17 protein-coding genes are annotated in these 23,137 nt (G+C 68.7%); 6 read left to right on the forward strand and 11 right to left on the reverse strand.

Annotated elements, in window-relative coordinates; all coding sequences use genetic code 11:
• The first annotated feature begins 14 nt into the window (after window positions 1-14).
• Both ACN9M6_RS08155 and ACN9M6_RS08160 read left to right on the forward strand, forming a co-directional pair.
• The gene (locus ACN9M6_RS08155) at window positions 15-2,624 is read left to right on the forward strand and encodes a M14 family zinc carboxypeptidase (RefSeq protein ID WP_419162432.1); all 2,610 of its coding nucleotides are present in this window, start codon (window positions 15-17) and stop codon (window positions 2,622-2,624) included.
• A 36-nt stretch (window positions 2,625-2,660) separates the two neighbouring features.
• Window positions 2,661-3,020 carry a hypothetical protein gene (locus tag ACN9M6_RS08160; RefSeq protein WP_419162433.1) on the forward strand — a complete coding sequence of 120 codons (360 nt, stop codon included), beginning with the start codon at window positions 2,661-2,663 and terminating at the stop codon, window positions 3,018-3,020.
• Between the two features lie 48 nt (window positions 3,021-3,068).
• Here the strand turns inward: ACN9M6_RS08160 and ACN9M6_RS08165 are convergent, their stop codons facing one another.
• Window positions 3,069-5,132 carry a S9 family peptidase gene (locus ACN9M6_RS08165; RefSeq protein ID WP_419162434.1) on the reverse strand — a complete coding sequence of 688 codons (2,064 nt, stop codon included), beginning with the start codon at window positions 5,130-5,132 and terminating at the stop codon, window positions 3,069-3,071.
• A 190-nt stretch (window positions 5,133-5,322) separates the two neighbouring features.
• Here ACN9M6_RS08165 and ACN9M6_RS08170 point away from each other — a divergent pair, with 190 nt between their 5' ends.
• Window positions 5,323-7,671, forward strand: coding sequence for a choice-of-anchor B family protein (locus ACN9M6_RS08170; protein WP_419162435.1), 2,349 nt, complete (start codon window positions 5,323-5,325; stop codon window positions 7,669-7,671).
• Window positions 7,668-8,105 (forward strand): thiol-disulfide oxidoreductase DCC family protein, encoded by a 438-nt coding sequence (locus ACN9M6_RS08175; protein WP_419162436.1) that lies wholly within the window; start codon window positions 7,668-7,670, stop codon window positions 8,103-8,105. Before ACN9M6_RS08170 ends, ACN9M6_RS08175 begins: the two co-directional genes overlap by 4 nt.
• A 28-nt stretch (window positions 8,106-8,133) precedes the next feature.
• Here ACN9M6_RS08175 and ACN9M6_RS08180 read toward each other — a convergent pair whose 3' ends face one another.
• The 5 genes from ACN9M6_RS08180 to ACN9M6_RS08200 form a co-directional block, all read right to left on the reverse strand.
• Window positions 8,134-8,541, reverse strand: coding sequence for a PIN domain-containing protein (locus ACN9M6_RS08180; protein ID WP_419162437.1), 408 nt, complete (start codon window positions 8,539-8,541; stop codon window positions 8,134-8,136).
• A gap of 20 nt (window positions 8,542-8,561) precedes the next feature.
• The gene (locus tag ACN9M6_RS08185; RefSeq protein ID WP_419162438.1) at window positions 8,562-8,771 is read right to left on the reverse strand and encodes a type II toxin-antitoxin system VapB family antitoxin; all 210 of its coding nucleotides are present in this window, start codon (window positions 8,769-8,771) and stop codon (window positions 8,562-8,564) included.
• Between the two features lie 399 nt (window positions 8,772-9,170).
• Complete coding sequence (locus tag ACN9M6_RS08190) at window positions 9,171-11,012, reverse strand: amidohydrolase (RefSeq protein WP_419162439.1); 1,842 nt, start codon at window positions 11,010-11,012, stop codon at window positions 9,171-9,173.
• Between the two features lie 68 nt (window positions 11,013-11,080).
• Entirely contained in the window at window positions 11,081-11,584 is a 504-nt protein-coding gene (locus ACN9M6_RS08195; protein ID WP_419162440.1) for a lipocalin-like domain-containing protein, read from the reverse strand.
• Window positions 11,585-11,774: 190 nt separating this feature from the next.
• Window positions 11,775-12,293 (reverse strand): lipocalin-like domain-containing protein, encoded by a 519-nt coding sequence (locus ACN9M6_RS08200; protein ID WP_419162441.1) that lies wholly within the window; start codon window positions 12,291-12,293, stop codon window positions 11,775-11,777.
• Between the two features lie 157 nt (window positions 12,294-12,450).
• On the opposite strand from ACN9M6_RS08200, the gene ACN9M6_RS08205 reads away from it, so the two are divergent.
• Complete coding sequence (locus tag ACN9M6_RS08205; protein WP_419162442.1) at window positions 12,451-13,950, forward strand: Nramp family divalent metal transporter; 1,500 nt, start codon at window positions 12,451-12,453, stop codon at window positions 13,948-13,950.
• Window positions 13,951-14,167: 217 nt separating this feature from the next.
• Complete coding sequence (locus tag ACN9M6_RS08210; protein ID WP_419162443.1) at window positions 14,168-14,755, forward strand: energy transducer TonB; 588 nt, start codon at window positions 14,168-14,170, stop codon at window positions 14,753-14,755.
• Here ACN9M6_RS08210 and ACN9M6_RS08215 read toward each other — a convergent pair.
• The 5 genes from ACN9M6_RS08215 to ACN9M6_RS08235 all read right to left on the reverse strand — a co-directional run bounded on the left by ACN9M6_RS08215 (window position 14,730) and on the right by ACN9M6_RS08235 (window position 23,030).
• A complete protein-coding gene (locus ACN9M6_RS08215; protein WP_419162444.1) occupies window positions 14,730-15,734 on the reverse strand; it encodes a 2-dehydropantoate 2-reductase in 1,005 nt (334 codons plus the stop codon). The genes ACN9M6_RS08210 and ACN9M6_RS08215 overlap by 26 nt on opposite strands.
• Before the next feature lie 16 nt (window positions 15,735-15,750).
• Window positions 15,751-17,274: an acyl--CoA ligase gene (locus tag ACN9M6_RS08220; RefSeq protein WP_419162445.1), complete on the reverse strand. Its 1,524-nt coding sequence runs from the start codon at window positions 17,272-17,274 to the stop codon at window positions 15,751-15,753.
• A 73-nt stretch (window positions 17,275-17,347) separates the two neighbouring features.
• Window positions 17,348-19,108: an ankyrin repeat domain-containing protein gene (locus ACN9M6_RS08225; RefSeq protein WP_419162446.1), complete on the reverse strand. Its 1,761-nt coding sequence runs from the start codon at window positions 19,106-19,108 to the stop codon at window positions 17,348-17,350.
• A complete protein-coding gene (locus tag ACN9M6_RS08230) occupies window positions 19,108-20,499 on the reverse strand; it encodes a DUF1552 domain-containing protein (protein ID WP_419162447.1) in 1,392 nt (463 codons plus the stop codon). Before ACN9M6_RS08230 ends, ACN9M6_RS08225 begins: the two co-directional genes overlap by 1 nt.
• 32 nt (window positions 20,500-20,531) lie before the next feature.
• Window positions 20,532-23,030 carry a DUF1592 domain-containing protein gene (locus ACN9M6_RS08235; RefSeq protein WP_419162448.1) on the reverse strand — a complete coding sequence of 833 codons (2,499 nt, stop codon included), beginning with the start codon at window positions 23,028-23,030 and terminating at the stop codon, window positions 20,532-20,534.
• Between the last annotated feature and the right edge of the window lie 107 nt (window positions 23,031-23,137).

Below are 23,137 nucleotides of genomic sequence, written 5' to 3' on the forward strand. Positions count from 1 at the left end.
CGGAGATACGCCCCGTGCTATCCACGCTCGCGCTCGCCGCGATCATTCAGCTACCCGTCCAGGCCCAGGAACTGGCGCCGGGCGCACGTTACGATCCCGACATCCCGACTCTCCGCGAGGTGGTGGGACACGGCTTCCGGGAGGCCGTAACCCCGCCGGACGATGTGATCCGGTACATGGAAGCGCTGGCCGACGCGGCCCCCGAGCGGACGCGCCTCATTCACTACGCGGAGAGCTGGGAGGGGCGTCCCCTCATCGTCCTCGTGATCGGATCTCCGGACCGCATGGCGCGGCTCGACGAGGTGAAGGCGGGACTCGCGCGGCTCGCGAACCCCCGCGGGCTCTCCGAGGCTGAAGCCGAGGCGCTTCTGGACGAGTTGCCCGTCGTGACGGCGCTCATGCACGGCGTGCACGGGAACGAGATCAGTTCCAGCGGCGCCGCCATGGCCGAGGCCTACCACCTGCTCGCGGCCCGGGGAGATGCGGATGTCGAACTGATCCTCTCCGAATCCCTCGTCCTCATCGACCCCATGGAGAATCCCGACGGGCGCAACCGCTTCGTGTACCAGAACGGGATCGCCCAGGCCCGGTGGCCCGACGAAGCCGGGGTCTCCGCCGAACACGACGAGCCGTGGCCGGGCGGCCGGGGGAACCACTACCTGTTCGACCTGAACCGGGACCTCTTCATCCAGAGTCAGCCCGAGACGCGCGGCAAGGTCGACATCTTCCTCGAATTCCGGCCCCAGATCGTGGTGGATCTCCACGAGATGGGCGGGGACGCGACCTACTTCTTCCCGCCCACGGCGCCGCCCTCCAACCCGTGGTACGGGGAGCGGCAGATCGCGCTGATGGACGTGTTCGGGGAGGCGATCGCGGGGAGGTTCGACGAACGCGGCTTCGCGTACTTCAACCGGGATGTGTACGACCTTTTCTATCCGGGTTACGTGGACATGTGGCCGATGGGCCACGGCGCTCTCGGAATGACGTACGAACAGGCGAGCGCCCGCGCGCTCAAGCTTCGGCGGTCGGACGGGGATCTGCTGACGTACGGCGACGGCGTGCTGCACCACTTCACCGCGGCGACCGAGACCGCGCTCACGTCCGCCCGGAATCGCGAACGGATCCTGCGCGACTACCTGGCCTTCGCGCGGGAAGGGATCGCGCTCGGCGGGCGGGGTCCTGCGGAGATCGTGCTCCATTCGACGCACGACCCGGGGATGGCGGAACGGCTCGCCATGATGCTGGTCGAGAACGGGATCGACGTGTTCCGCGCCGCCGGGCCCGTGACGGTCGAAGATCGGACGCTGGCCCCCGGCTCGAGCTTCATCGTGCCGCTCGACCAGCCGACGCACCGCTTCATCCACAACCTCCTCGACACGCATGTGCCCATGGAGGAGGACTTCGTGCGGCGGCAGATCGAGCGCCGCGCGCAACGGCAGCCGGACGAAATCTACGACCTCACGGCGTGGAGCCAGCCGCTGTTGTGGGACGTGGAGGCGATCGAGACGCCGGCGACCGGGGCGCGTGGTGAAGCCGTAACGGTCGGCGGCATGGCCGCGGCGGATGTGGCCCCGCTGCCCGAAGCGCTCGTCGGGTACCTGATCCCGTGGGGCACGAACGGGGCCGCGGCGGTTGCGGAGGCGCTGCGTGAAGGCATCCGCGTCCGGGCGGCCGGCGCGGCGTTCACCCTGGACGGCCGCGGCTACGGCGTCGGCACCGCGATCGTCCGCGCGGGCGAGAACGGACCCGATCTGCGCCGGCGCCTGGCCGACATTGCCGCGGGCCACCGCGCCGAAGTCGTCCCCATCGACGACGCCTATGTGCGCGAAGGCATGTCGCTCGGAAGCCGCCGGGTCCGGGCGTTGCGCGAACCCGGCGTGCTGCTCGTCTACGATGCCCCCGGTCGGAGCCTCTCCGTGGGCTGGGCCCGCTATGTCCTCGAGCGGCGCTACGGCCAGCGCACGAGCGCCGTGCGGGCGTCGGGCCTGGGCCGCGCGCGGCTCAACGACTACGACGTGATCGTCTTTCCGAGCGGCAACTACGGCAGTGCCGTGGGCGAGGGCCTCCTGGATCGCATCCGGGCGTGGATGCGCGACGGAGGCACGCTTATCACCATGGCCGAGTCCTCGCGCTGGGCCTCGGAGGTCGGGCTCATCGCCACCGAAACGGAACGCCGGGGCGGACGGGCCGAGGGCGACGACCCGCCGGAGCCCGGCACGCCGGAGCAACCCATCGAATACCTCGACGCGATCTCGCCGGGGGATGAGTCACCCGAAGGCGTGCCGGGCGCGATCCTTCGCACGCTGCTCGACACGGAACACTGGCTCGCGGCCGGGACCGATGGCGAGATCGGCGTCCTCGTCGAGGGCTCGCGCGTATTCCGCCCGATCACCCTCGATCAGGGCACGAACGTCGGCCGCTACGCCGAACTCGAAGATCTCGTCCTGAGTGGCATCGTGTGGGAGGAGTCGCAGCCGCAGCTGGCCAGCAAGGCCTTCCTCATCCACCATCCGGTCGGACGCGGGCAGCTCGTGGCCTTCGCCGAGGACCCGAACTACCGCGCCTACAGCGAGGCGACCCAGCTACTGTTCATGAACGCCGTCCTTCTCGGACCGGGTCGATAACAACCCGGGGAGACTCTCAGGGAAAGGAGCCGAACCATGAGCGCACGCACCAGAGGACAAGCCGGCGCGTTCGTCGCCATCCTCATCCTCTACTACATCCTTCACCGCTTCGTGTACGAACCGGTCTCCGGGGTGGCCGTTCCGGGATGGGTCGCCCTCATCGTCGGCGGGGCCATCTCCGTGTGTTTCCTGGACTGGGTCAACCAGACGGTCCGTAGCTCGATCAGATCAGCCGTCATCATCGCGATCTCCCAGGCCATCGTCGTCCACGTCTACGGCTGGCTGAGGGGAGAAACCGAGTTGGTGACCGGCGTGGTGGGCTCCGTTCTCCTCATTGTCGGCTGGGCCGCGGTCGGCTTCGTCTACGGCAAGCTCGGAGGCGACGTCCACTCCTGAAGCGCGACGCCCCGTTCGAACCGAACGTCGAACGGGGCGTCGCCAGGCCTACGAGCCGGCGTCCTCGGAGACGGCCGGCCGATCACGGTGGGTGCCGAAGCGCTCGAACCAGCTGCGCAGGAAGAGCTGTGTGCGCAGGAAGTTCGAGGGCGTGCTGCTCGTCCCGTGCCACTCGTTGCGGAAGCGGATCATGGCCGTCGGCACGCGCTCCATCTTCAGCGCCTGGTAGTACTCCTCGGTCTGCGGCATCGGCGTCCGCAGGTCCATCTCCCCCGTCATCAGCATGGTGGGCGTCGTCACGTTGCCCACGTACATAAGCGGCGAGCGGCGCAGGTGTTCCGAGGGGTCGTCCCACGGGAAGTTCTCGAAGTTGCGATACCAGCCGGGGCCGTCCGTCGTCCCCACGAAGGAGAGCCAGTTCGTGACCGGACAGTTCGCCGAGGCGGCGCGGAAGCGGTCCGTGTGGCCGACCACCCATGAGGTGAGCACGCCGCCTCCGGAGCAGCCGTACACGAACATGTTGTCTTCGTCGACGTAGCCGCGGTCCAGGACCTCATCGACGCCCGCCATCAGGTCGTCGAAGTCCTTCGAGGGGTACGCGTTCTTGATCGCGTTCCCGAAGTCCGTGCCGTACCCGGAGCTGCCGCGGGGGTTGGTGTAGAGGACGACGTACCCGTTCGCGGCGTGTTCCTGCCACCCGAAGTTGAAGCCCGTGTTGTACATGCCGTGCGGGCCGCCATGGATCGAGAGGATCAGCGGATACCGCTCCGACGGATCGAAGTCCGGCGGCTTCACGATCCAGCCCTGGATGTCCCAGTCATCCACCGATTTGTACCAGACTTCCTCGACATCGCCGAGGGTGACGCCCGCCAGCACGTCGTCGTTCACGTGCGTGAGCTGCCGCAGGTCGCCTCCGTCGTCTAGATCGAAGGACACGACATCGCCCGGACCGTGGGCGTCGCTCAGGGTGCCGACCGCCATCCCGTTCTGGTTGAAGGAACTCAGGCCGAGGAGGTGGTTGCCGTTCGTGACCTGGGTCACGCCCCCGTCCAGAGACGCGAAGTGCAGGTTGCGCGTGCCCTCCCGGTTCACGTTGAAGTAGACCCCGCTCCCGTCCGGTGCCCACATGAGCTGCGGGCTCCCGCGCATGCCGCGGTCGAAGTCTCCCGAGATCTGCCGCATGCCCGTGCCATCCGGGTTCATCACGTAGATGTGGGAGTTCCGGTACGTGTCGTCGTTCCACGGCTGACCCGAGTAGGCGATGAGGCTGCCGTCGGGCGAGGGATAGGCGCCGCCGTCCGGCCCGTATCGCGACGTGAGCTGCCGGATCGAACCCGCGCCCACGTTCACCGCATAGATCTCCGATTCCCGCCAGTTGTACTCGGAGTCCTGCTCGCGCAGCGACGAGAAGTAGACTTCGCCCCCGTCCGGACTCCACTGCGGGTTGCTATGGTTCCATATGCCGTCGGTGAGCTGCCGCGGCGTTCCGCCGTCGGCCGGAACCACGAAGATGTGGGAATGACCCTGGTCGACGTACCCGCGCCGGTCCTGACGATAGTCCATGCGGGTGACGATCTTGGGGCCTTCCGTCCACTTGGCTCCGTCCGGGCGGCTCGGCATGTCGAGCGGCCAGCTCTCCTCGTCCTCCACCAGCATGGTGAACGCGATCTGCGTGCCGTCCGGGGACCAGCGGAGGCTGCCGGGAGACTGTTCAACCCGCGTGATCTGGGTGGTCGCGCCCTCCGCATCCATCCAGCGCACGAAGATCTGCGAGCCCTCCGGCTCGCCCTCCGCGGTGAAGGCGATGCGGGTGCCGTCCGGTGACCAGATCGCCCCCGAGCCGTCGATCAGCTCGCGCTTTCGGGTGCCATCTGCGTTCATGATGTACAGGGTGGATTCCCAGCGGTCGTTGATCTGATCGATCAAGCCCTTCGTGTAGACGACGTGGCGACCATCCGGGGAGATCTGGGGGTTGGAGACGCGCTCCCAGTCCATGTACATGTCGAGGGACAGGGTTTTGGGCCCGTCCCCGTTCTGGGCCGAGAGCGGCGCGACCCCGACGAAGAGGACCAGAAGCAGACTCGCGGAAGTGAAGCGGGCGGCGCGATACATGACTACCTCCTGCCGAAAGCGGGACACCGTGCAGATCTTCAACGTACGCCGGAGAACGCGGGCCGCGAAACCGCACGCCCCCGCCGGACGCCGCGAGCCACAAGGGGAAGCGTCGGCGCTGGCGTGCCGGCCGGGTGGCGATGCAGCTTGCGTCGAGCTTGAGCAGAGGGAATTCCGGAAGAGGTGCATCATGGATCGACGAGTGCTCTCGGTGGCGGCGGCGCTGGTCCTCGCGGTGCCGGCGGGCGTCGGCGCGCAGCAGTTCGGCGGTGCGCTGGCGGTGAGCGGCGATCAGGTGCTGGTCGGCGAGGCCGGCAACGGGACGATGTCGGGGATCGTTTGGGTCTTCGGCCGAACCGCCGCGGGCTGGGCCGAGACAGGCCAGGTCACGGTGTCCGACGAGATACGGGTGCCGGACGGCTTCGGGCGCGCGATCGCCGCACGCGGGGAGTGGTTGTGGGCGGGCGCGCCGCTCGAAGGGGACGGCGCCGGCGCGGTCTACGTGTTCCGGGCGGACGGGTCGGGCGGCTGGGAGCAGGTCGCCCGGCTTGAAGCGCCGGGGGACGCGAGCGCGTTCGGGAGCGCGATCGCCCTCACCGGCGACGTAGCGATCGTGGCCGCACCCGGGGCGGAGAATGGCCGCGGGACTGTGTTCTCCTACGCCGTCGGCCCGGACGGGGGGTTGACCACCGGCCGGGCCGTGCGACCGCCGGACGGTGTGGCCGTCTCCGGTTTCGGCGCGGCGCTGGCGCTCGACGGCGGCACGCTGCTCGTAGGCACGCGCGAGGACGATGGCGCGCCCCCCGCCGTGTTCGCGTTTGAGCCCAGCGGCGACGGCGCGTGGACGGCCGCCGGCCAACTCGAAGCGCCGTCGCTCTCGGAGCGGAGCAACTTTGGCGCCACGCTCGCGCTGCGCGACGGTTTCGCGCTCGTGGGCGCCGCGACGATGAGGGAGAGCGGCGGAGCGGTGTTCGCGTTCGCACGCGGTCCGGAGGACTGGGCCCTGGAAGCCCGGCTCGGCCCGCTGCTGCCCGAACCCAACGCGCAGTTCGGGTCCTCCATCGGCTTTGATGGCGACGCGATCCTCATCGGGGCGGCGGGCAGTTCGTTCGGCGCCGGAACGCTGTACGCCTACCGGCGCGACGCGGACGGCCGCTGGAGCGAGGCGTCCGTACTGATGCGCTCGCCGCTCGGGGAGCGTTCCGGCTTCGGCAGCGCGACCGCCCGGTCAGGTGACCATCTCGTCATTGGGGCGACCGGCATGGATTCGCGCGCCGGCGCCGCTGTCGTCTACGAGCGGTCCGGCGGCGGCGCCTGGGAAGCGGCCGGAACTCTCGTGAACGACCACCGGGGCTTCCCCGCCATCGCGGGCGAGGAGATCGAGTGCACCGAAGGCCACGCCACGGTGTTCGAATGCCGGGACGTGAACATCACCGCGTTCATGCCGATCAAGGACCTTGGCGGCACCCGGGCCACGCGCGTCAACGACATCTGGGGCTGGACGGACCCGGAAACGGGCCGCGAGATCGCGATCGTCGGCCGCACGGACGGCACCTCTTTCGTCGACGTCAGCGACCCCTACCGCCCGCGCTTTCTCGGCGACCTGCCGGCCACCGAGGGCTCGCGGCACATGATCTGGCGCGACATCAAGGTGTATCGCGATCACGCCTACATCGTCGCCGACGCCGCCCTCGAGCACGGGGTGCAGGTCTTCGATCTCCGGCAACTGCGAGACGTGGGGGACGAACCGGTGACGTTCGGGGAGACCTACCTCTACGACGGGATTCACTCGGCCCACAACATCGTCATCAACGAGGAGACCGGCTTCGCCTATACCGTCGGGAACAGCGGAGGAGGCGAGACCTGCGGCGGCGGCCTCCACATGCTGAACCTCGAGGAACCCGGCCGGCCGGTCTTCGCCGGCTGTTTCGCGCAGGAGGGGACGGGGCGTCGCGGCACCGGCTACGTGCACGACGCGCAGTGCGTCACCTACCGCGGGCCCGATACTGAACACGCCGGCAAGGAGATCTGCCTCGGGTCGAACGAGACGGCGTTCAACATCGCCGACGTGACGGACAAGGATGCGCCGGTTGCCCTGGCCACGATCGACTATCCGAACGTGGCCTATGCGCACCAGGGGTGGCTGACCGACGACCACCGCTACTTCTACATGAACGACGAGGGAGACGAGCCCCAGGGTCTCGTGCCCGGGACGCGCACGCTGGTGTGGGACGTGACGGATCTCGACGACCCCATCCTCGTCACCGAATACATCGCCGAGACGACGGCCACGGACCACAACCTCTACATCGTCGGCGATCTCATGTACCAGTCGAACTACTCGGCCGGATTCCGGGTCCTCGACATCTCGGACCCCGAGAACCCGGTCGAGATCGGCTTCTTCGACACTTCGCCCTACGAGGGCGGCGCATCGTGGAGTAACTACCCGTACTTCGAGAGCGGGACGATTGCGGTGACGGGAACGGGCGACGGGCTCTTCCTGCTCAAGAACATGGCGAGACCGCGCCTCGTGCCGTGAGCTTCGAGGAAGGTCCGATCGTTCTCTTTGACGGCGTCTGCAACCTGTGTGCGGGCGCCGTCCGCTTCATCATCCCCCGCGACCGGCGCGGCCGGTTCCGCTTCGCCGCGCTCCAGTCGGAGGCCGGTCGCCGGATTCTCGCCGGTATCGGTGTGGAGGCGCCGGAGCCCGGCGAGACTCCCCGGTCGCTTGTCCTGGTTGCGAACGGGCGGGCCTATCTGAGGAGCGCCGCCGCCCTGCGCATCGCTGCGCGCCTGGACCGGGGCTGGCGGCTGGCCTCGGTTTTCCTCGTCGTCCCGGGCCCGCTGCGCGACCTCGTCTACCGCTTCGTGGCCCGGAACCGATACCGCTGGTTCGGCCGTGAGACGGCCTGCGATCTCCCACGAGCCGAGGAAGGCTGGCGGTTCCTCGACGCTGCTCGCGAGGTCCGCTGAACCTCGTGACGGGCCCGTTGCGCGGTCGCTAGAGCGAACCCCGCGGGGCGACCCACTCGGCTTTCTGTCCTGTGACGGCCGCGATCGTGTCGAAGTCCGCAGCGTAGTGGAGAATGGTCATGCGCGCGGCCTCCGCGGCGGCCGCAATGATGAGGTCCGGGATCGGCACCCGGTGCTGTGCGCGACGCGCCAGGAGTCCCTGCACCGCAATGGCCCGCTGGAAGATTACTTCGGTGAGTGGCACCTGACGGTAAGCCAGTGCACGCCGGGCGCGTGCCCGTGCGTGCTCTTCGTGATTCCCGGTGGAGTAGAGAACTTCCAGTTCCATGATGGCGCAGGTCGCTGCCTGGCCTGATTCGATGATCGGTGCGAGCCTCGCCTGGACACTCGGATGTGCGATGCGGGACAGCGCACTCTTGTCGATGAGGTAAGGCACGTCCGTTCGATGAGACAGGTTCAGGAACGCCAGGCGCCGGCCATGACCTTCTCGTCGGCCAGTTCGAGTCCATCCATCTTCACCAGGGCCTCGATTTCCTGGCGTCTAGCCTCCCGGCGCAAGACTTCGCGCAGAGCCGAGTCGATCGTCTCCTTGATGGAGGATGTCCCAAGCAGGATCCGTACCTGTTCGATCAGCCTGTCGTCAATTTCTACGCTGGTCTTTCTCATTCGACACATCCCAGCCACCATGGAGGATATATAGATCGTTCCTATCTATATATCTCCGTCGTGCAAGTCAAGAGATCCCCGCAACACGGAACTCGCCGTCTTGATAGCTGGATGCGGCCAAGCCGGACACTGCGCCTGGCCCCTCGGAGGCGAGGGTTCGGCGGGGGCGGTACTGGTGTACCCGGTGTGGACTCGACACCCGACCGGCGGGGTTCAATTCCCCGCGCCTCCACCTCTCCCTCAACGAGGGTTCGGCGGGGGCGGTACTGGTGTACCCGGTAAGGGCTTGACACTCGACCGGCGGGGTTCGATTCCCCGCGCCTCCACCTTCCCCTCGACGTTTGAACCTATTCCGGGCTCGCAGCCGCGTAAAGCGACGACCCGGAGGGCGGCGTCCCGCTACGGAGTGCCGCGCTCGTAGACGACCCGGCCGCCGACGATCGTGTACAGGGCCTCGGCATCGAGCAGCCGCGCGGGGTCATCCCGCCCGGCTTCGACCAGATCGACGTCGAACACCGCGATGTCCGCCAGCTTGCCGGGCGTCAGGGTGCCCTTGATGTCCTCCTCGAAGGAGGCCCAGGCCGGGTTCCGCGTGTAGGCCTCGATCGCCTCCTCGATCGTCAACCGCTGCCCCGGGAACCAGCCCTCCGCCGGCTCGCCGCCCAGCGTCTGCCGGCTCACGGCCGCGTACAGCCCGTATTTCGGATGAAGGAAATAACGCGCCGCGTTCGTCCCCGGGCTGTCGCTCCCGAACACAAGCACCGTGCCCGCGTCCTTCAGGGCGCGGAACGCGTACGCGCCCAGCGATCGCTCGGAGCCGATCCTCTCCTCCATCCAGCGCATGTCGTCCGATATGTGGTACGGGTTCACCTCCGCCACGAGGTCGAGCTCGCCGAAGCGGTGGAAGTCCGCCTCCTCCACGACCTGTGCGTGGATCATCCTCCACCGGTGATCCGCATCGATCATATCGTTCTCGCTCAACACGGCCTCAAACAGGTCGAGCAGGATCTTCACCGCCTTGTCGCCGATCGCGTGGATGTGGGGCGGGAGGCCCGTCGGCACGGCCTCCTGCATGAGCCGCTGGAGGTTCCCCTGCGGGAACTCGGTGTAGTTCTGCTCGCGCGTGAGCGAGAGCGCGAGGCCGTCGATCCCCTCGGGAAGCATGATCTGGCGCACGATGCCGAAGTTGCCGGGCGCGTGGTCGTATTCCTCGTAGAACATGGCGCTCGAGCCGCCCATGATGCCGTCCACCCATGCCTTGTAGCCGATGAAGCGGAGCCAGTCGTCGCCGAAGCCGCGGGTGATGCCGAGTCCGCCGGTGTGGGTCACGTTGTCGAGCGAGGGCCGGATGTTGATGCGGGCGGTCAGCTCGCCGCGCGCCCGCAGCTCCTGGTAGGCGCGCAGCTGCTCGGAGGAGGTGATGTCCTGGATCGTGGTCACGCCGCCCTCGCGCGCCTCGTTCAGCACCGCGCGGACCTCGGTGAGGCGCTGCTCGAACGACTTGGGCGTGATGGCCGCCCGGACGAGATCGACGGCGGAGCCCGTGAGGATGCCCGTGACCCGGCCGTCCGGGCCCCTGTCGATCGTGCCCCCCGGCGGGGGCGCGGTGGATTCGGTGATACCCGCCATCTCGAGCGCGAGGCTGTTGGCGAGGGACATCGAACGGTCGAAGCGATTGACCAGGACGGGGTGGTCCGGGGTCACGTCGTCGATGAGGTCGCGGTGCGGTGTGAACGGCCCGTCCGCCCCCGCGCCGCCGTCCCCTCCGCGGCCCGTCGAGCCGGCCTCCCACTGCTCGTAGGCCCCCCAGTCGCCGCGCGTGATCCAGCTCCCGGGCGCAAGACGTTCCGCCGCGCGCGCGATCTCCTCCGTAAACGCCCGCGGCTCGTGGACCTCGAGCAGGTTCACGCCGACGATGAGCGCCCCGGTGCTCTCCACATGCACATGGCCGTCGTTGAAGCCGGGCGAGACGAAGGCGCCGCCCAGGTCGATGACGCGCGTGTTCCCGCCCACGAGCGCCTGAGCCTCGGCATTGGAGCCGACTACGGCGATGTGTTCACCGCGGATCGCGATCGCTTCGGCGGCGGGACGTCCCTCGTCGAGCGTGTACACGTCCCCGTTGATGAGGACGAGATCCGCAGGGTCTTCCGGTCCCCCGGCCGCGCAGGCGACAGTCACGGTCACGGTGGCCAGGATCACGGCGGCCAGCGCCGCCGACTTTGTTGCCCCAGGTCTCCTCATGATTCGTCCTTGCAGAGAATCGGGCGCGGGGAGTCCTTCCTGCCCGCGCGTGACGGGATCTGTGAGGATCACCGCGCCGGGATGCGCTCCCAGTGAAGCGTGTTCACGCCGCTTGCTACCATTTGCGGGTCCGGAGCGGTGCTCAGGATCAGCCGGTCCCGTCCCTCGAACCGGAACGAACGCGGCCGGTCCGAGTCGAGCCACTCCAGGTGGAGCGCGCCCTCCACATGATGGGTGACGACGCCCGCCTCGGGATCCACGGTGTATTCCCCGTAATAGGAGAAGTAGCCGCCGAGGATGAAAGTCCGCATCTCTTCGGCGGTCGCGGTGGCCGTGTCCGGGAACACGCGGCCGGGCCGCATGAGTTGGGCGGACATGCGGCCGTTCGCCGTGTACACGACCTGGCCGGCGGGCGTCTCCCCATACGGCAGCGTCACCTCCCCGTCCGGCGTCCGCCGTTCCCACGAAACGAGACTCCACACGCCGACGAGGGGATGGTCCGGCTCGCGGGGCTCCGCCCCCGATTCGGGCGCACAACCAGCGATCAAGGCCAACGCAAGTGCGGCAAGCATGCCGCTGCCTACGCGCGCGCACACGAATGAGTAACTGATCAGAGGACCTCCGTGGGGGCGGCGCTGCCAATGGCTACCGCCCGTGGACGGTTTGCCGAGGGTCGGACCATGCCGACGGGGACCGACATCCTGTGGCCGATGCGCGCGCCAGGGCAAGTTTTCTTGGGAATCCGACCCGCGTCGGCCCCGGTCAGCGACCGGAGACGCGCTCCCAAACGAGGGTGCCCACGGCGCCTCCGCCCCGCGCGGGGTCCGGTTCCGTACTCAGGATCAGTCGGTCCGGTCCATCGAAGGTGAACGAGCGCGGCCGATCGGAGCCGACCCAGCTCGGGAGCAGCGCCCCCTCCACGTGGTGCGTGACGACCGCCGCCTCCGAGTCGACGCTGTAGTCGCCGTAGTAGGAGAAGAAGCCGCCCAGGATCGCCTCCCGCATCTCCTCGCCGCTCGCCTCCGCAGCGTCGGGCAACTCCCGCCCCACCCGCATCAACTGGGCGGACATGCGGCCGGTCGCCGTATACGAGATCTGGCCGGCGGGATGCCCGTCGTAGGGGAGGGTCACCTGCCCGTCCGCCGACCGGCTCTCCCACGACGCGAGCGTCCACGCTCCGACGAAGGGATTGTCCGACGACGGCTCGGGGGCGCAAGCCGCGGTCAGGGCAAGGAGAATCACGGAATAAACGCCGCGCACTGGGGGAAGACTCGCCGACATGGGTTCCTCCGTTGGGCCGGGGCAGCCGAGGGTCTTCCGGAACGATATGCCTCCACCCGGCGTCCTACCACCATCGGGGTCTCGGCAGACGGGCGCATCTTCCATACCTTCCCACCTCGTTTCGAGTTGTGCGGTCTACCCGAACGAAAGTCCCCAGGTGCCTGATCTCGAATCGACGGCCGCAGACGGGCTGAACCCGGACGATCTCGCGCTTCCTTCCCTGCGGCCGAGGGATCTGCTCGCGCACTTCGGTCCCGGGATGATCCTCATGATGACGGGGATCGGGACGAGCCACCTGGTGACCGCGCCCACGGCCGGGGGGCGCTTCGCGTATGCCCTGCTCTGGTGCCTGCCCGTCGCCTACGTGTTCAAGTATTACGGCTTCGAGATGGCCTTCCGGTTCACGAACGCCACCGGCAAGAGCCTGCTCGAAGCCTACGCCACCGCCCGGTGGAAATGGCCGCTGTGGTATGTGATGGTCACGACGCTCGTCCAGTGCGCCATCGGGCAGGCGGGGCGTCTGATCGCAGCCGCCGCGGTACTCTACTACCTGTTCAGCGAATTTCTCGGCCTTTCCGTTCCGCTCGAGGGCTACGCGGCTCTGCTCGGCCTGCTCTCCGTCGCCATCATCCTCAGGGGCAGCTACCGGGCGGTCGAGCATACGACGAAAGTTCTCGCCGGCGTACTCGTCCTCTCATCGCTCGCCGTGTACTTCGTCCAGCCGGCTCCCCTGGCCCAGATGGGGCGCTTCTTCCTCGTCGAGATCCCGGAGGGCTCGTGGCTCGTGATCGCGGGCTTCCTCGGCCTCCTGCCAACGGGGATCGACGTCTCGTTGCAGGCGTCCGAATGGGGGAAGGCGAAGCGGGCCGGCATGAGCAAGATCCGGCCCCGTCTCGAAGAGGCCGGCGTCGTACCCCGGTTCGATCCCTTCTCCTCGCCACGATCCGACCTCGCGGTCGATATTTCCAGGCTCTCCCCGCACGCGCGTGAATACTGCCGCCGCTGGTTCCGGATCGGCCTGTGGGACTTCCGCACAGGGCACGTCGTCTCGTTCGTCCTCGCGGCGATCTTTGTCCTTCTCGCCGCAGTGTGGCTCTATCCGAGCCCCATCGCGGGACACGCCGTCATGGGGGAGATCGCCGGGATCTTCACACTCAGCGTGGGACCGTGGATGATGGTGGTCTTCATCCTCGGGGCGCTCGCGGCCACTCATTCGACGGCGTTCAACTACTTCGACGGGTGGCCCCGCATCGTCGGCGCCTGCTGCCGCAACCTCTTCCGCCCCACCGCCCGGCTGAGCGGGATCTCGAGGGCGGACCGGGCCGAACCGGAGCGACGGAAGACCTGGTACTCCGAGTACAACATCTATCGGATGACGATGTTCTACTCACTCATCGCTTCCGTCCTCTACATCGCCTTCGACCCGCGACCCGTGTACCTCGTGCTCGTCGCCTCGGCACTCGCCTTCTTCGTGGCGCCCGTCATCTACTTCTTCAATCTCTACTACTGCCTGAAGGTGATCCCGAAGGAGGACGCACTCTTCTATCCGTCGTGGTTCGCGCGCTGGTTCGGGGGACTGAGCCTGCTGATCTTCTCGGGTCTGAGCGTCATCCTGATCTTCGCGCGCGTGTTCAAGATCCCCCTCTTCGGCGCTTAATCCCTCTTCCCGACGACCAAGTGACCCCGTCACGCGCGGAGGTAACGATGGATAGGCTGGTTGCACGGCTTGGGGTTTCGAGCGCGGTCGCCCTTGCAGTTGTCTCGTGCGCGGCGTGTCTGGACCTCCGCGGATCGCTCCGGACGGTCTGCCAAGCCCTACGCCCGCTGAAGTGCCGCCGGTTCTGAGGAATGCGGCCGAAGTTCATGAGGAGGTCGTGCTAGCCTATCCTCCTGACCTCCTCGCCCGGGGCGTCGGAGGTAGAGTCGAGGTCTGGGTGCACGTGGACACGACGGGCAACGCCGGGTCAGGCGAGGTCAAGACATCCAGCGGGAACGACGATCTGGACTGCGCCGCAATGCAAGTCGGCGACGTGATGGAGTTCGAGCCCGCGCTGAACGAGGGCCGTTCGGCCCGGGTCTGGACGTCCCAGTGGGTTGAGTTCCAGCCAGAGTCCGCCGCCGGAAAGGCCGCCGATCCCGACCGGCCCCCCTGCGAACCGTTTGACACGAATCCGGTCAGCCTTTCGACCGACACTGTCGTCCGGTGGCTGGAGGCGAGCTATCCACCCCGCCTGAGAGAGCAGGGCATCGGCGGCAGCGTCGTACTCTGGTTGCGCGTGGGCGAATCCGGCGAGGTCCTCGAGACGGAGGTCAGGCAGTCCAGCGGTCATCCGGCCCTCGACGACGCGGCCGGCGCGGTCGCCATGAACATGCGCTTCGAGCCCGCGAAGCGCCTTGGGCGGCCAACGGCCGTTTGGGTCCACCAACGACTCACGTTCAGTTCGATCCCGCGAAGCCGGTAACGGCGTCGGGGTACGCGCCGGCCACGCGGGCGCGCTGGCGCACCAGAGCCAGCACGACGTCGATTGCCGGGGTGGGAACGTCGACCATGCGCCCCATCTCCTGGACGGCGGTAACGAGGGCGTCGATCTCCATCGGCCGCCCCTTGTCGAGGTCCTGCAGCATCGACGTCCGGTGCTCGCCCACGGCCGCAATCCCGTTGATCCGCCGCTCGATATCGATCGAGAAGCGGGCGCCCAGGGCTTCGGCGACCGCCTGCCCCTCGAGCATCATCGTCTTCGCGACGGCGCGCGTGTCGGGGTCGCCGGCGATGGTGCCCAGGGTCTCCAGCGTGAGGGCGCTGATCGGATTGAAGGCGAGGTTGCCCCACAGCTTGATCCACATCTCGTCGCGGATTCTCCGAATCGGAACCCGGAATCCGGCCTCGATGAGAGCGCGGGCCAGCCGCCGTACGCGCTCCGTTTTCTCCCCGCTGGGCTCGCCGAGCGTGAACCGATTGTACTTGAGGTGCCGGATCACGCCGGGTTCAGACACCTCGGTGGCCGCGTAGACGACGCAGCCGATGACGCGCTCGGGACCGATCCCGTCCCATTGCACGCCGCCGGGGTCGAGGCTCTCGAGGCGGCGGTCGCGCCAGGGCCCTTCCACACCATGAAAGTACCACCAGGGGACACCGTTGGTGGCCATGACGACGGCCGTATCGGGACCGAGCAGCGGCTGCAGCGGCTCCACGATGTAGGGGACGGAATGCGCCTTGAGCGTGATGATCACGTAGTCCTGCGGCCCCACCTCCGCCGGGTCGTCCGTGCAGAAGGGGTGGGCGACGCGCTCCTCGCCGTCGATCAGAAGCCGCACGCCGTGCCGACGCATGGCCTCGAGGTGGGGTCCCCTCGCTATGAGCGCGACATCCTGCCCTGCCAGCGACAGCTGCACGCCGAGATACCCCCCGATGGCGCCGGCCCCGTAGATGCAGATCCGCATCAGCGGCCGGCCCGGCTCACGTCAGGCCGAGCTTTTCGGCCATGCCGATTCGTTGCAGTTTTCCGGTGGGACCCTTGGGGATGTCGTCCATGATGAGGATCTTCCGGGGCACCTTGAAATCGGCGAGACGCTCCGCCGCGAACGCCTGGATTTCGCGCGGCGTCACCTCCATCCCCTCGCGGAGGACCGCGGCTGCCGCCACCTCCTCGCCCAGCTTGGGGTGGGGCATGGCGAACGCCACCACCTGGCGCACGGCCGGGTGGTCGAGGATCGCCTCGTCGATCTCGCGCGGCGAGATCTTCTCTCCGCCGCGGTTGATGATCTCCTTCAGACGGCCCGTGATCGTGACGTAGCCCTCGGGGTCCATCCTGCCCTGGTCTCCCGTACGGAACCACCCGTCGGTGAAGGCTTCGGCATTGGCGGTGGGGTTGTTCTCGTACCCGTCGCTGACGTTCTCGCCGCAGATGACGATCTCGCCCACCTCGTCCGCCGACAGGTGAGCCCCGGCCTCGTCCATCACCGACACCTCGGGACCCGCGGCGATCCCCACCGTCCCGGGCTTGCGTGCCGCGGGCGGGAGCGGGTTGCAGGTCATCTGATGCGCCGCTTCGGTCATCGCGTACGCCTCCACCACGGGAGCGCCGAATGTCTCCTCCAGTTCCGCCATCACCTGCGGAGGGAGGGAGGCGGAGGCCGAGCGGATGAAGCGCAGCGCCGCCCGTTCGATCGCGTCGCGGTTCCGAGGGGCGCGCGACAGGATCGCCTGGTGCATGGTGGGGACGGCCGTGTAGAACGTGGGCCGCGCCTCGTCGAGCCAGGTGAAGAAGCGGAGGGCGTTGAAGCCGGGGGTGCAGAAGATCGAAGCGCCGACGCCGAGCGGCGCCAGGACCGCGGCCATCAGCCCGTGGATGTGGAACAGGGGCATCACGTTCAGGCAGCGGTCGGCTGCGGTGAGCCGCAGGGTGCGCTGGATGTTGCCCGCGGAGGCGCAGACGTTCGGGTGCGACAGCGGCACGATCTTGGGGCGGGACGTCGTCCCCGAGGTGTGGAGGATGAGGGCGATGTCACCGGCTTCGGCCAAGCCACCTTCTGATCCGCCGCCGCCGAAATTATCGCCAGCGAGTTCGAACGTCCCGGCCGGAGCCTCGTCCCCGACGTGCAACTCCAGCACCGGGATCCCGAGGGCGGCGGCGGCCGCGCGCGCTGAAGAGTCGCTTCCCGCCTCGAGGAGGAGCGCCTTCGTGTTCAGGTCGGCGAGGTAGAACTCGTACTCCGGCTGCCGGTAGGCCGGGTTCAGGGGGGCGGCCGTCGCCGCGCACCCCACGGAGATGAAAGCGGAGGCCATCTCGGGCCCGTTGGGGAGGACGATCGCCACCCGATCGTTCCGTCCGATTCCAAGGCCGTTGAGCGCGTTGACGGTGCTCTCGACGTGGCGGCGGAGGCCGACGAAGTCGAGCGGCTCGCGTCCGGGGGCGGAGATCGCGGGACTCTCCCCCGAACCGCCCGCGAGCAGTTCCCAAAGGGTAACGGGATCCGGCATGGTCAGGTCAGGCCGGCCTGACGTCGCCGGGCTTGGTCATGGGGTCTCGCCACGGACGGCGGAGGGATCGCGGTCAGCAGGAGACGCACCGGTGGTTGTTCTTCGCCCCGAGACTCTCGAGCAGGGCGATGGTCTCGGGGAACGGCTGGACGCGCTGCACGGGCCCGTTCGCGAGGTCCACCGTCGTCTGTCCGTTGCGGGCCACGAGGGTCACGTCCGCGCCCTTCTCGACGAGATACAGAATCATCTCGTTGTCTCCGCGCGCGGCGGCGTGGTGGGCGGGCGCATAGCCATTGTGGTCCCGGGCGTTCACGTCGGCGCCGAGTTCCTCGACGAGAAACTTCATTGCGGGGAGCCAGCCGTCCGGCACGTGGCGGTGCGAGTTCCCGGCGAAGCCCTGTCCATAGCCGACGCCGGCCGCGGCGTGAATCGGGTACACCGCGGGACCGCCGACGGGGATGGGCTCCAGGCCCGAATGGTCCGTGTCGTCGCCGCCCCGCCCGTACTGCCGCTCCGGCACCCTGGTCGTCGCCAGGGTGGGATCCGCCCCGTACTCGAGCAGCAGCTTCATGGCGTCGATGTCCAGTGCGTGCGCGGCGCGCCAGAACGGCGTGGCTCCGGTTCGGTCGACGCCGAGCAGGTCCCGGTTGTAGGTCGTGAACCAGAGCGACTTCTTCAACCGCACGTTGGGGTCGACGCCGGCCTCGAGCAGTGTCCGCATGACGTCCAGGTACGCCCACTCCTGCTGATGCACGTCCGTGGGCTGCGGATGCCGAGCCTTCGGGGCCCAATGCATGTTGAGGGCCGCGTAGAGCGGAGTGGCGCCGGCGTTGCTCGCGAGGCGGGGGTCGGCGCCATCGGCGAGGAACCGCATGGCCAGATCGAAGTGCCCGTTGATCATCGCCATGAGCAGCGGGGTGGTCCCGTCCGCGGGGCTGCGCTGATCGATGTCGGCGCCGCTCTCGAGCAGGGAGAAGGCCACATCCTCATGGCCTTCTCGCGCCGCGAGCAGCAGAGCGGTGAGTCCGCCGTGCGAACCGACGAGGTCCGCGTAGTTGCCCAGGCACCCGGAGCAGGTGGGCTCCTCCGGGTCGGCCAGCCGCACGGGCTGGAGGCCGGGGCCGGCCCCGTCCGCGGGCATGGGGGCCGGTTCGCGGTCGCCGGGAGGCGGCGACGCTTGGCCCACCCGGAGCGCCGCTACCCGGGCATTGCGCTCGCGCCGGTCCAGCTGGTCCCACGCGTCGCGAGCGACGATGTCGAGGACGTACGCGGCAAGCGCCGGGTCCGCTCCAACGCCGAGCAGCGCCCGCACGCCGCCGGCCCGGCCCGCGGCCGCGGCGAACATGAGCGGCGTCTGTCCCCACTCGGGCTCGCGCGCGTCGGGGTCCGCTCCGTGCCGTACCAGCGCCTCGATCGCCAGCGGCGATCCGGCCGTAGCCGCGAAGTGCAGCGGGGTCGCGCCGGTCGACGTCGTGGCGGCGGCGTCAGCTCCCGCCTGCAGCAGCGCCTCGACCAGCGACGTCTGTCCCGCGCGGCTCGCCACGTGGAGCGGCGTGTGCCGGCCCAGCCGCGTGCCCGCTTCCAGATCCGCGCCCGCGTCGAGCAGCAGCTCGGCCAGGTCGAGCCGCCCCTTCATGGCCGCCCAATGGAGTGCGGTCATGCCGTCGCCCCGGGCGCCGTTCACGTCCTCGCCCGCGTCGAGCAGCGCCTGCACCGCCACGAGGTCGCCGCGCATGGCCGCGTCGGCCACCGGAGCATCCGGCCCGGTCGGCCCCCCGGCCCCGAGTGCGAGCAGGACCGCGACCGCGATCACCGGGAACCTCGATCGCCTCATCAGTCCGCCGTCCCCGTGAAGGAGAACGCCCCGGTGCTGTTCCCGAAGCTCGTCATGTCGTCCAGCCCCAGCCGGTGCATCAGGCTCAGCATGACGTTGGCCATTGGGGTACCCGGCGCGGCTCGCAGGTGGAGGTTGCCGTTCATCCGCCCCTGCGCGCCGCCCACCACGAAAAGCGGACACCGCTTGTGGTTGTGCACGTTCGGGTCCCCCATCGGCGACCCGTAGACGATCATCGTCTTGTCGAGCAGGTGCGTGTCCCCCTCCATCGATTCCTTCAGCCGGTCGAGGAAATACGGGACCAACCCCACATGGTAGCGGTTGATCTGCGCGAAATCCGTGATGTTCCCCTCGTTGTCGCCGTGGTGCGACGCCGGGTGGAACGCCTTGTCGATCCCGCTCCCGGGATAGACCCGCCCCGACGCGTCTCGTCCCATCTTGAACGAGAAGACGCGCGTCATGTCCGCCTGGAAGGCGAGCGCCTGCAGGTCGAACATCAGCTTCACGTGCTCGTCGAACGAATCCGGCACCCCCGCCGGCGCCTCGGGGAGTTCACGCCGCACGCCGGACTCGTTCCGGGCCACCACGCGCTGGATGCGTCGTTCGATCTCCCGAACGTTCTCCAGGTAGCGGTCCATGCGCTGCCGGTCGGAGGGATCGAGCCGTCCCTTGAGGCCCGCGACCTCGCCCGTGATGAAATCGAGGATGCTGGCGCTGGAACGCTGCCGGGCGGCGCGCGCCTCCGGCGTCCCCCCGGCCCCGAACAGCTGGTCGAACGCGACCCGCGGGTCGCGGATCATCGGGAGCGGCTGGTTGGGCGAGGACCAGCTGATCGTGTCCGTGTAGACGCACGCGTAGCCGTAGGCGCAGCCTCCCGCCTGATCCACGTTCTCGATGCAGAGCTGCATGGAAGGGATCGGCGTATCCTGCCCGAAGCGCTGCGCGTACAGCTGGTCGAGCGACGTTCCCACCATCACGTCCGAACTCTCCGTCTGCTTCGGATGCGACTGCGTGAGGAAGGTGGCGCTCGAGCGGAAGTGGTCGCCCCCGATCTCCTTCGGCTTGGTGGCTTCCGCCGCCTCGACGTCGGTGTCGCTGATGATCGTGAGAACGTCGCGGTAGGGATCGAGCGAACTCAGCGCGGTGGGGGAAAGGTCGAAGTTCCGACCGGTTCCGGATGGCGACCAGTAGTTCTGCGCCGCCCCGAACTCGCTGCTTCCCGCCGCGCCGTGCACCATCTCGATGCAGACGAGGCGCGTCGGATCCGCGACCTCCCGCGCCCACAGACGACCCGCCGGGACCATCGCGTCGAGCAGCGGCAGGGCGACCGTCGCCCCCGCGCCCCGGAGGAAGGTCCGGCGAGAAAGGTGTTTGCCTGTGATGAACTCCATCGGGCCTCCTCGGCTCGCTGGTTCCTGCTGGTTTACCGCTGGTTTCCGCTCTCCGCCTGCATGTCGTCGACCACGGCCCCGGTCCCCTTCAGGCGGAACGCCGGGCTGTTGACGACACCCATGATGAAGGCCGACAGGCGGTGGTCCTGCTCCGCCGCCTGTCTCGCGATCGACCGCACCGTGGGCATGTCGTAGTGCTCGACCCGCCGGCCCAGCGCGTAGGCGAGCAGGTTCTCGGTGAACGCGCGCACGAGCGGCACCGGTCGCGCCAGCAGCGCCGCGCGCAGATCCGCCGCGCTACGCACCGGCGTGCCGTCATAGAGTTCGCCCTCCGCGTCGATCGGCATCCCGCTGTCCTTGATGCGCCGCGCCCCCGTGCCGTCGAAGAACTCAAGCGCCAGGCCGATCGGATCGATCACGCGGTGGCAGGACCGACAGGCCGGACTCGCCCGGTGCATCTCCATCCGCTCGCGCACCGTGAGCAGGCGTCCCTCCTCGGCCTCCGGCGTCGCCTCCAGATCCGAGACATCCGGCGGGGGCGGGGGCGGGGGCGTCCCCAGCAGCACCTCCATCACCCACTTCCCGCGCAGCACCGGAGAGGTCCGGCTCGCGTGCGAGGTGAGGGTGAGGATGCTGCCGTGCCCCAGCACGCCGCGGCGCTCCGCTTCGGGGATCTCGACCCGGCGGAAATCGGTTCCCGTCACGCCCGGAATTCCGTAGTGCCGCGCCAGCCGCTCGTTGACGAAGGTGTAGTCGGCGGTGAGCAGCTCCATCAGGCTGCGGTCTTCCTGCACGATGGTGTGGAAGAGCAACTCCGTCTCCCGCCGCATCGCCTCCTTGAGCTGCTGGTCGAAATCGGGATAGAGGCGGACATCGGGGTTCATGCCCTCGAGGTCCTGGAGCCGGAACCACTGTCCCGCGAAACGCGTGGCCAGCGCCTCGGCGCGCGGATCGGCGAGCATGCGCCGCACCTGCGCATCGAGCACGGGGGCATCAGAGAGCCGGCCGGCGGCGGCGACCTCCAGCAGTTCGTCGTCCGGGCCCGTGGCCCAGAGGAAGAAGGAGAGCCGCGATGCGAGATCGTAGTCGTCCAGCGCGTACACGCCCTCCGCCTCACGCGCGGGGCGTTCCTCGAATCGGAAGACGAAGTGCGGGCTGGCGAGGATCCCCTCCAGGGCCAGCCGAATCCCCTCCTCGAAACCGCCCGCCTCGGCGCCCACGCGGTAGAGCCCCATGATCGCCGCGAGGTTGTCGTCCGTCAGCGGTCGGCGGTAGGCCCTCGTCCCGAGCCGCGACAGGATCTCCTCCGCGCACGACGCTTCGTCGTCCGGCGCCGAAGGACGGCACAAAAACACGCGCTCCCGGCTCGGCGTGGCCGACATCCCCGCCGGATCGAAGGGCCCCGTGACCGCGAGATCCCGCAGGTGCGGGAGCGTCGTGAACCCGTACGCGTCGGTGATGCTCGTGCTCGCGATCGACCAGTCGTGCGGCGACATCAGGTCCTGCAGCGGCCCCTCGAAGGTGCGGATGAACGCGGCCGCCACGCGGTGCGGACCTGCCTCGATGAAGACGGGTTCGGTGCGCAGGTTCACGCCGTCCGGATCGGAAACGTGCATCCAGCGATCGATGTCGAGCAGCGCGACGCGTTCTCCGTCGATGGAGATCTCGATCCGCTCGGGTTCGTCGGTCGTGTGCAGCGCCCCCTTCCCGTTCCCGAACAGGGCGCCGGTCGTCTCGTGATGGAAGGAGACGCGGAACGCGTACTCGCCGTCGGCCGGGAAGTTGTGGTCCACCGCGACGCCGCCGCGGCTCCCGTACGGAGTGCCCTCGACATGGTCCGCCTGCGAGGTCCAGCGCGACACCCGGAAGGTGGCCTCGCTGGGCGTGACCTCGGGGTCGCCGAGCGCGAGCCGGCTGATCTCGCTCGCGGCGCGCAGGTATCCCTCCATGAGGGTGGGCGAGAGCAACTGCACATCCGCGATGTTGTCGAAGTTCGCGCTCTTCGTGTCGAGCGGCAGGTAGTCGCCGGCGTCGACATCCAGGTCGAGCAGGTCATGGATCGAGCGCGAGTACTCGGCGCGGTTCAGCCGCTGGAAGGTCCGCCGCCCCGGGTTCGGGTTCGCCTCCCACGCCGCGTCCAGCCGGGATTCGAGGACGGCGGCGAGCGTCCGCAGGCTGTCGGGGGTCGGCCGGCGCACCCCGACGGGCGGCATCATGCCCGCCCGCAGCTTCCGCACCATCCGTTCCGCGATCACTGCGTTGTCGGCGGCCGATGTCACCTCGAAGGTCTCGAGCGACATGCCGCCGCTGAGCCGCCGGGGGTTGTGGCAGCGCGTGCACGTTCCGGCGACGACGCCCTGCGCGACCTCGAGGGAGAGCGTGTCGACGGCGGCCGCCGGGGTCGGCGGTGAGAACGGGCTCGGCCAGACGGAGGGAGGATGCTCGACTCCCGCCGCGCCGTCAGCGCTCTGGCCAACTACGGGGCTCGGGAGAAAGCCCGCTGTGACCAGCAGCAGAACCGATGTTCGCATGGCCGAGGCCTCGTCCAAGCAGCCGTGTCGCGCCCCCTCGGGACGCAAGGGTACACCGCGTGAAAATGTACCACCGACGCGGATCGCCCGGCCAGCCGCGTATATGA

Origin of the sequence: Candidatus Palauibacter sp., assembly GCF_965197445.1 — a bacterium.
Lineage (GTDB): Bacteria > Gemmatimonadota > Gemmatimonadetes > Palauibacterales > Palauibacteraceae > Palauibacter.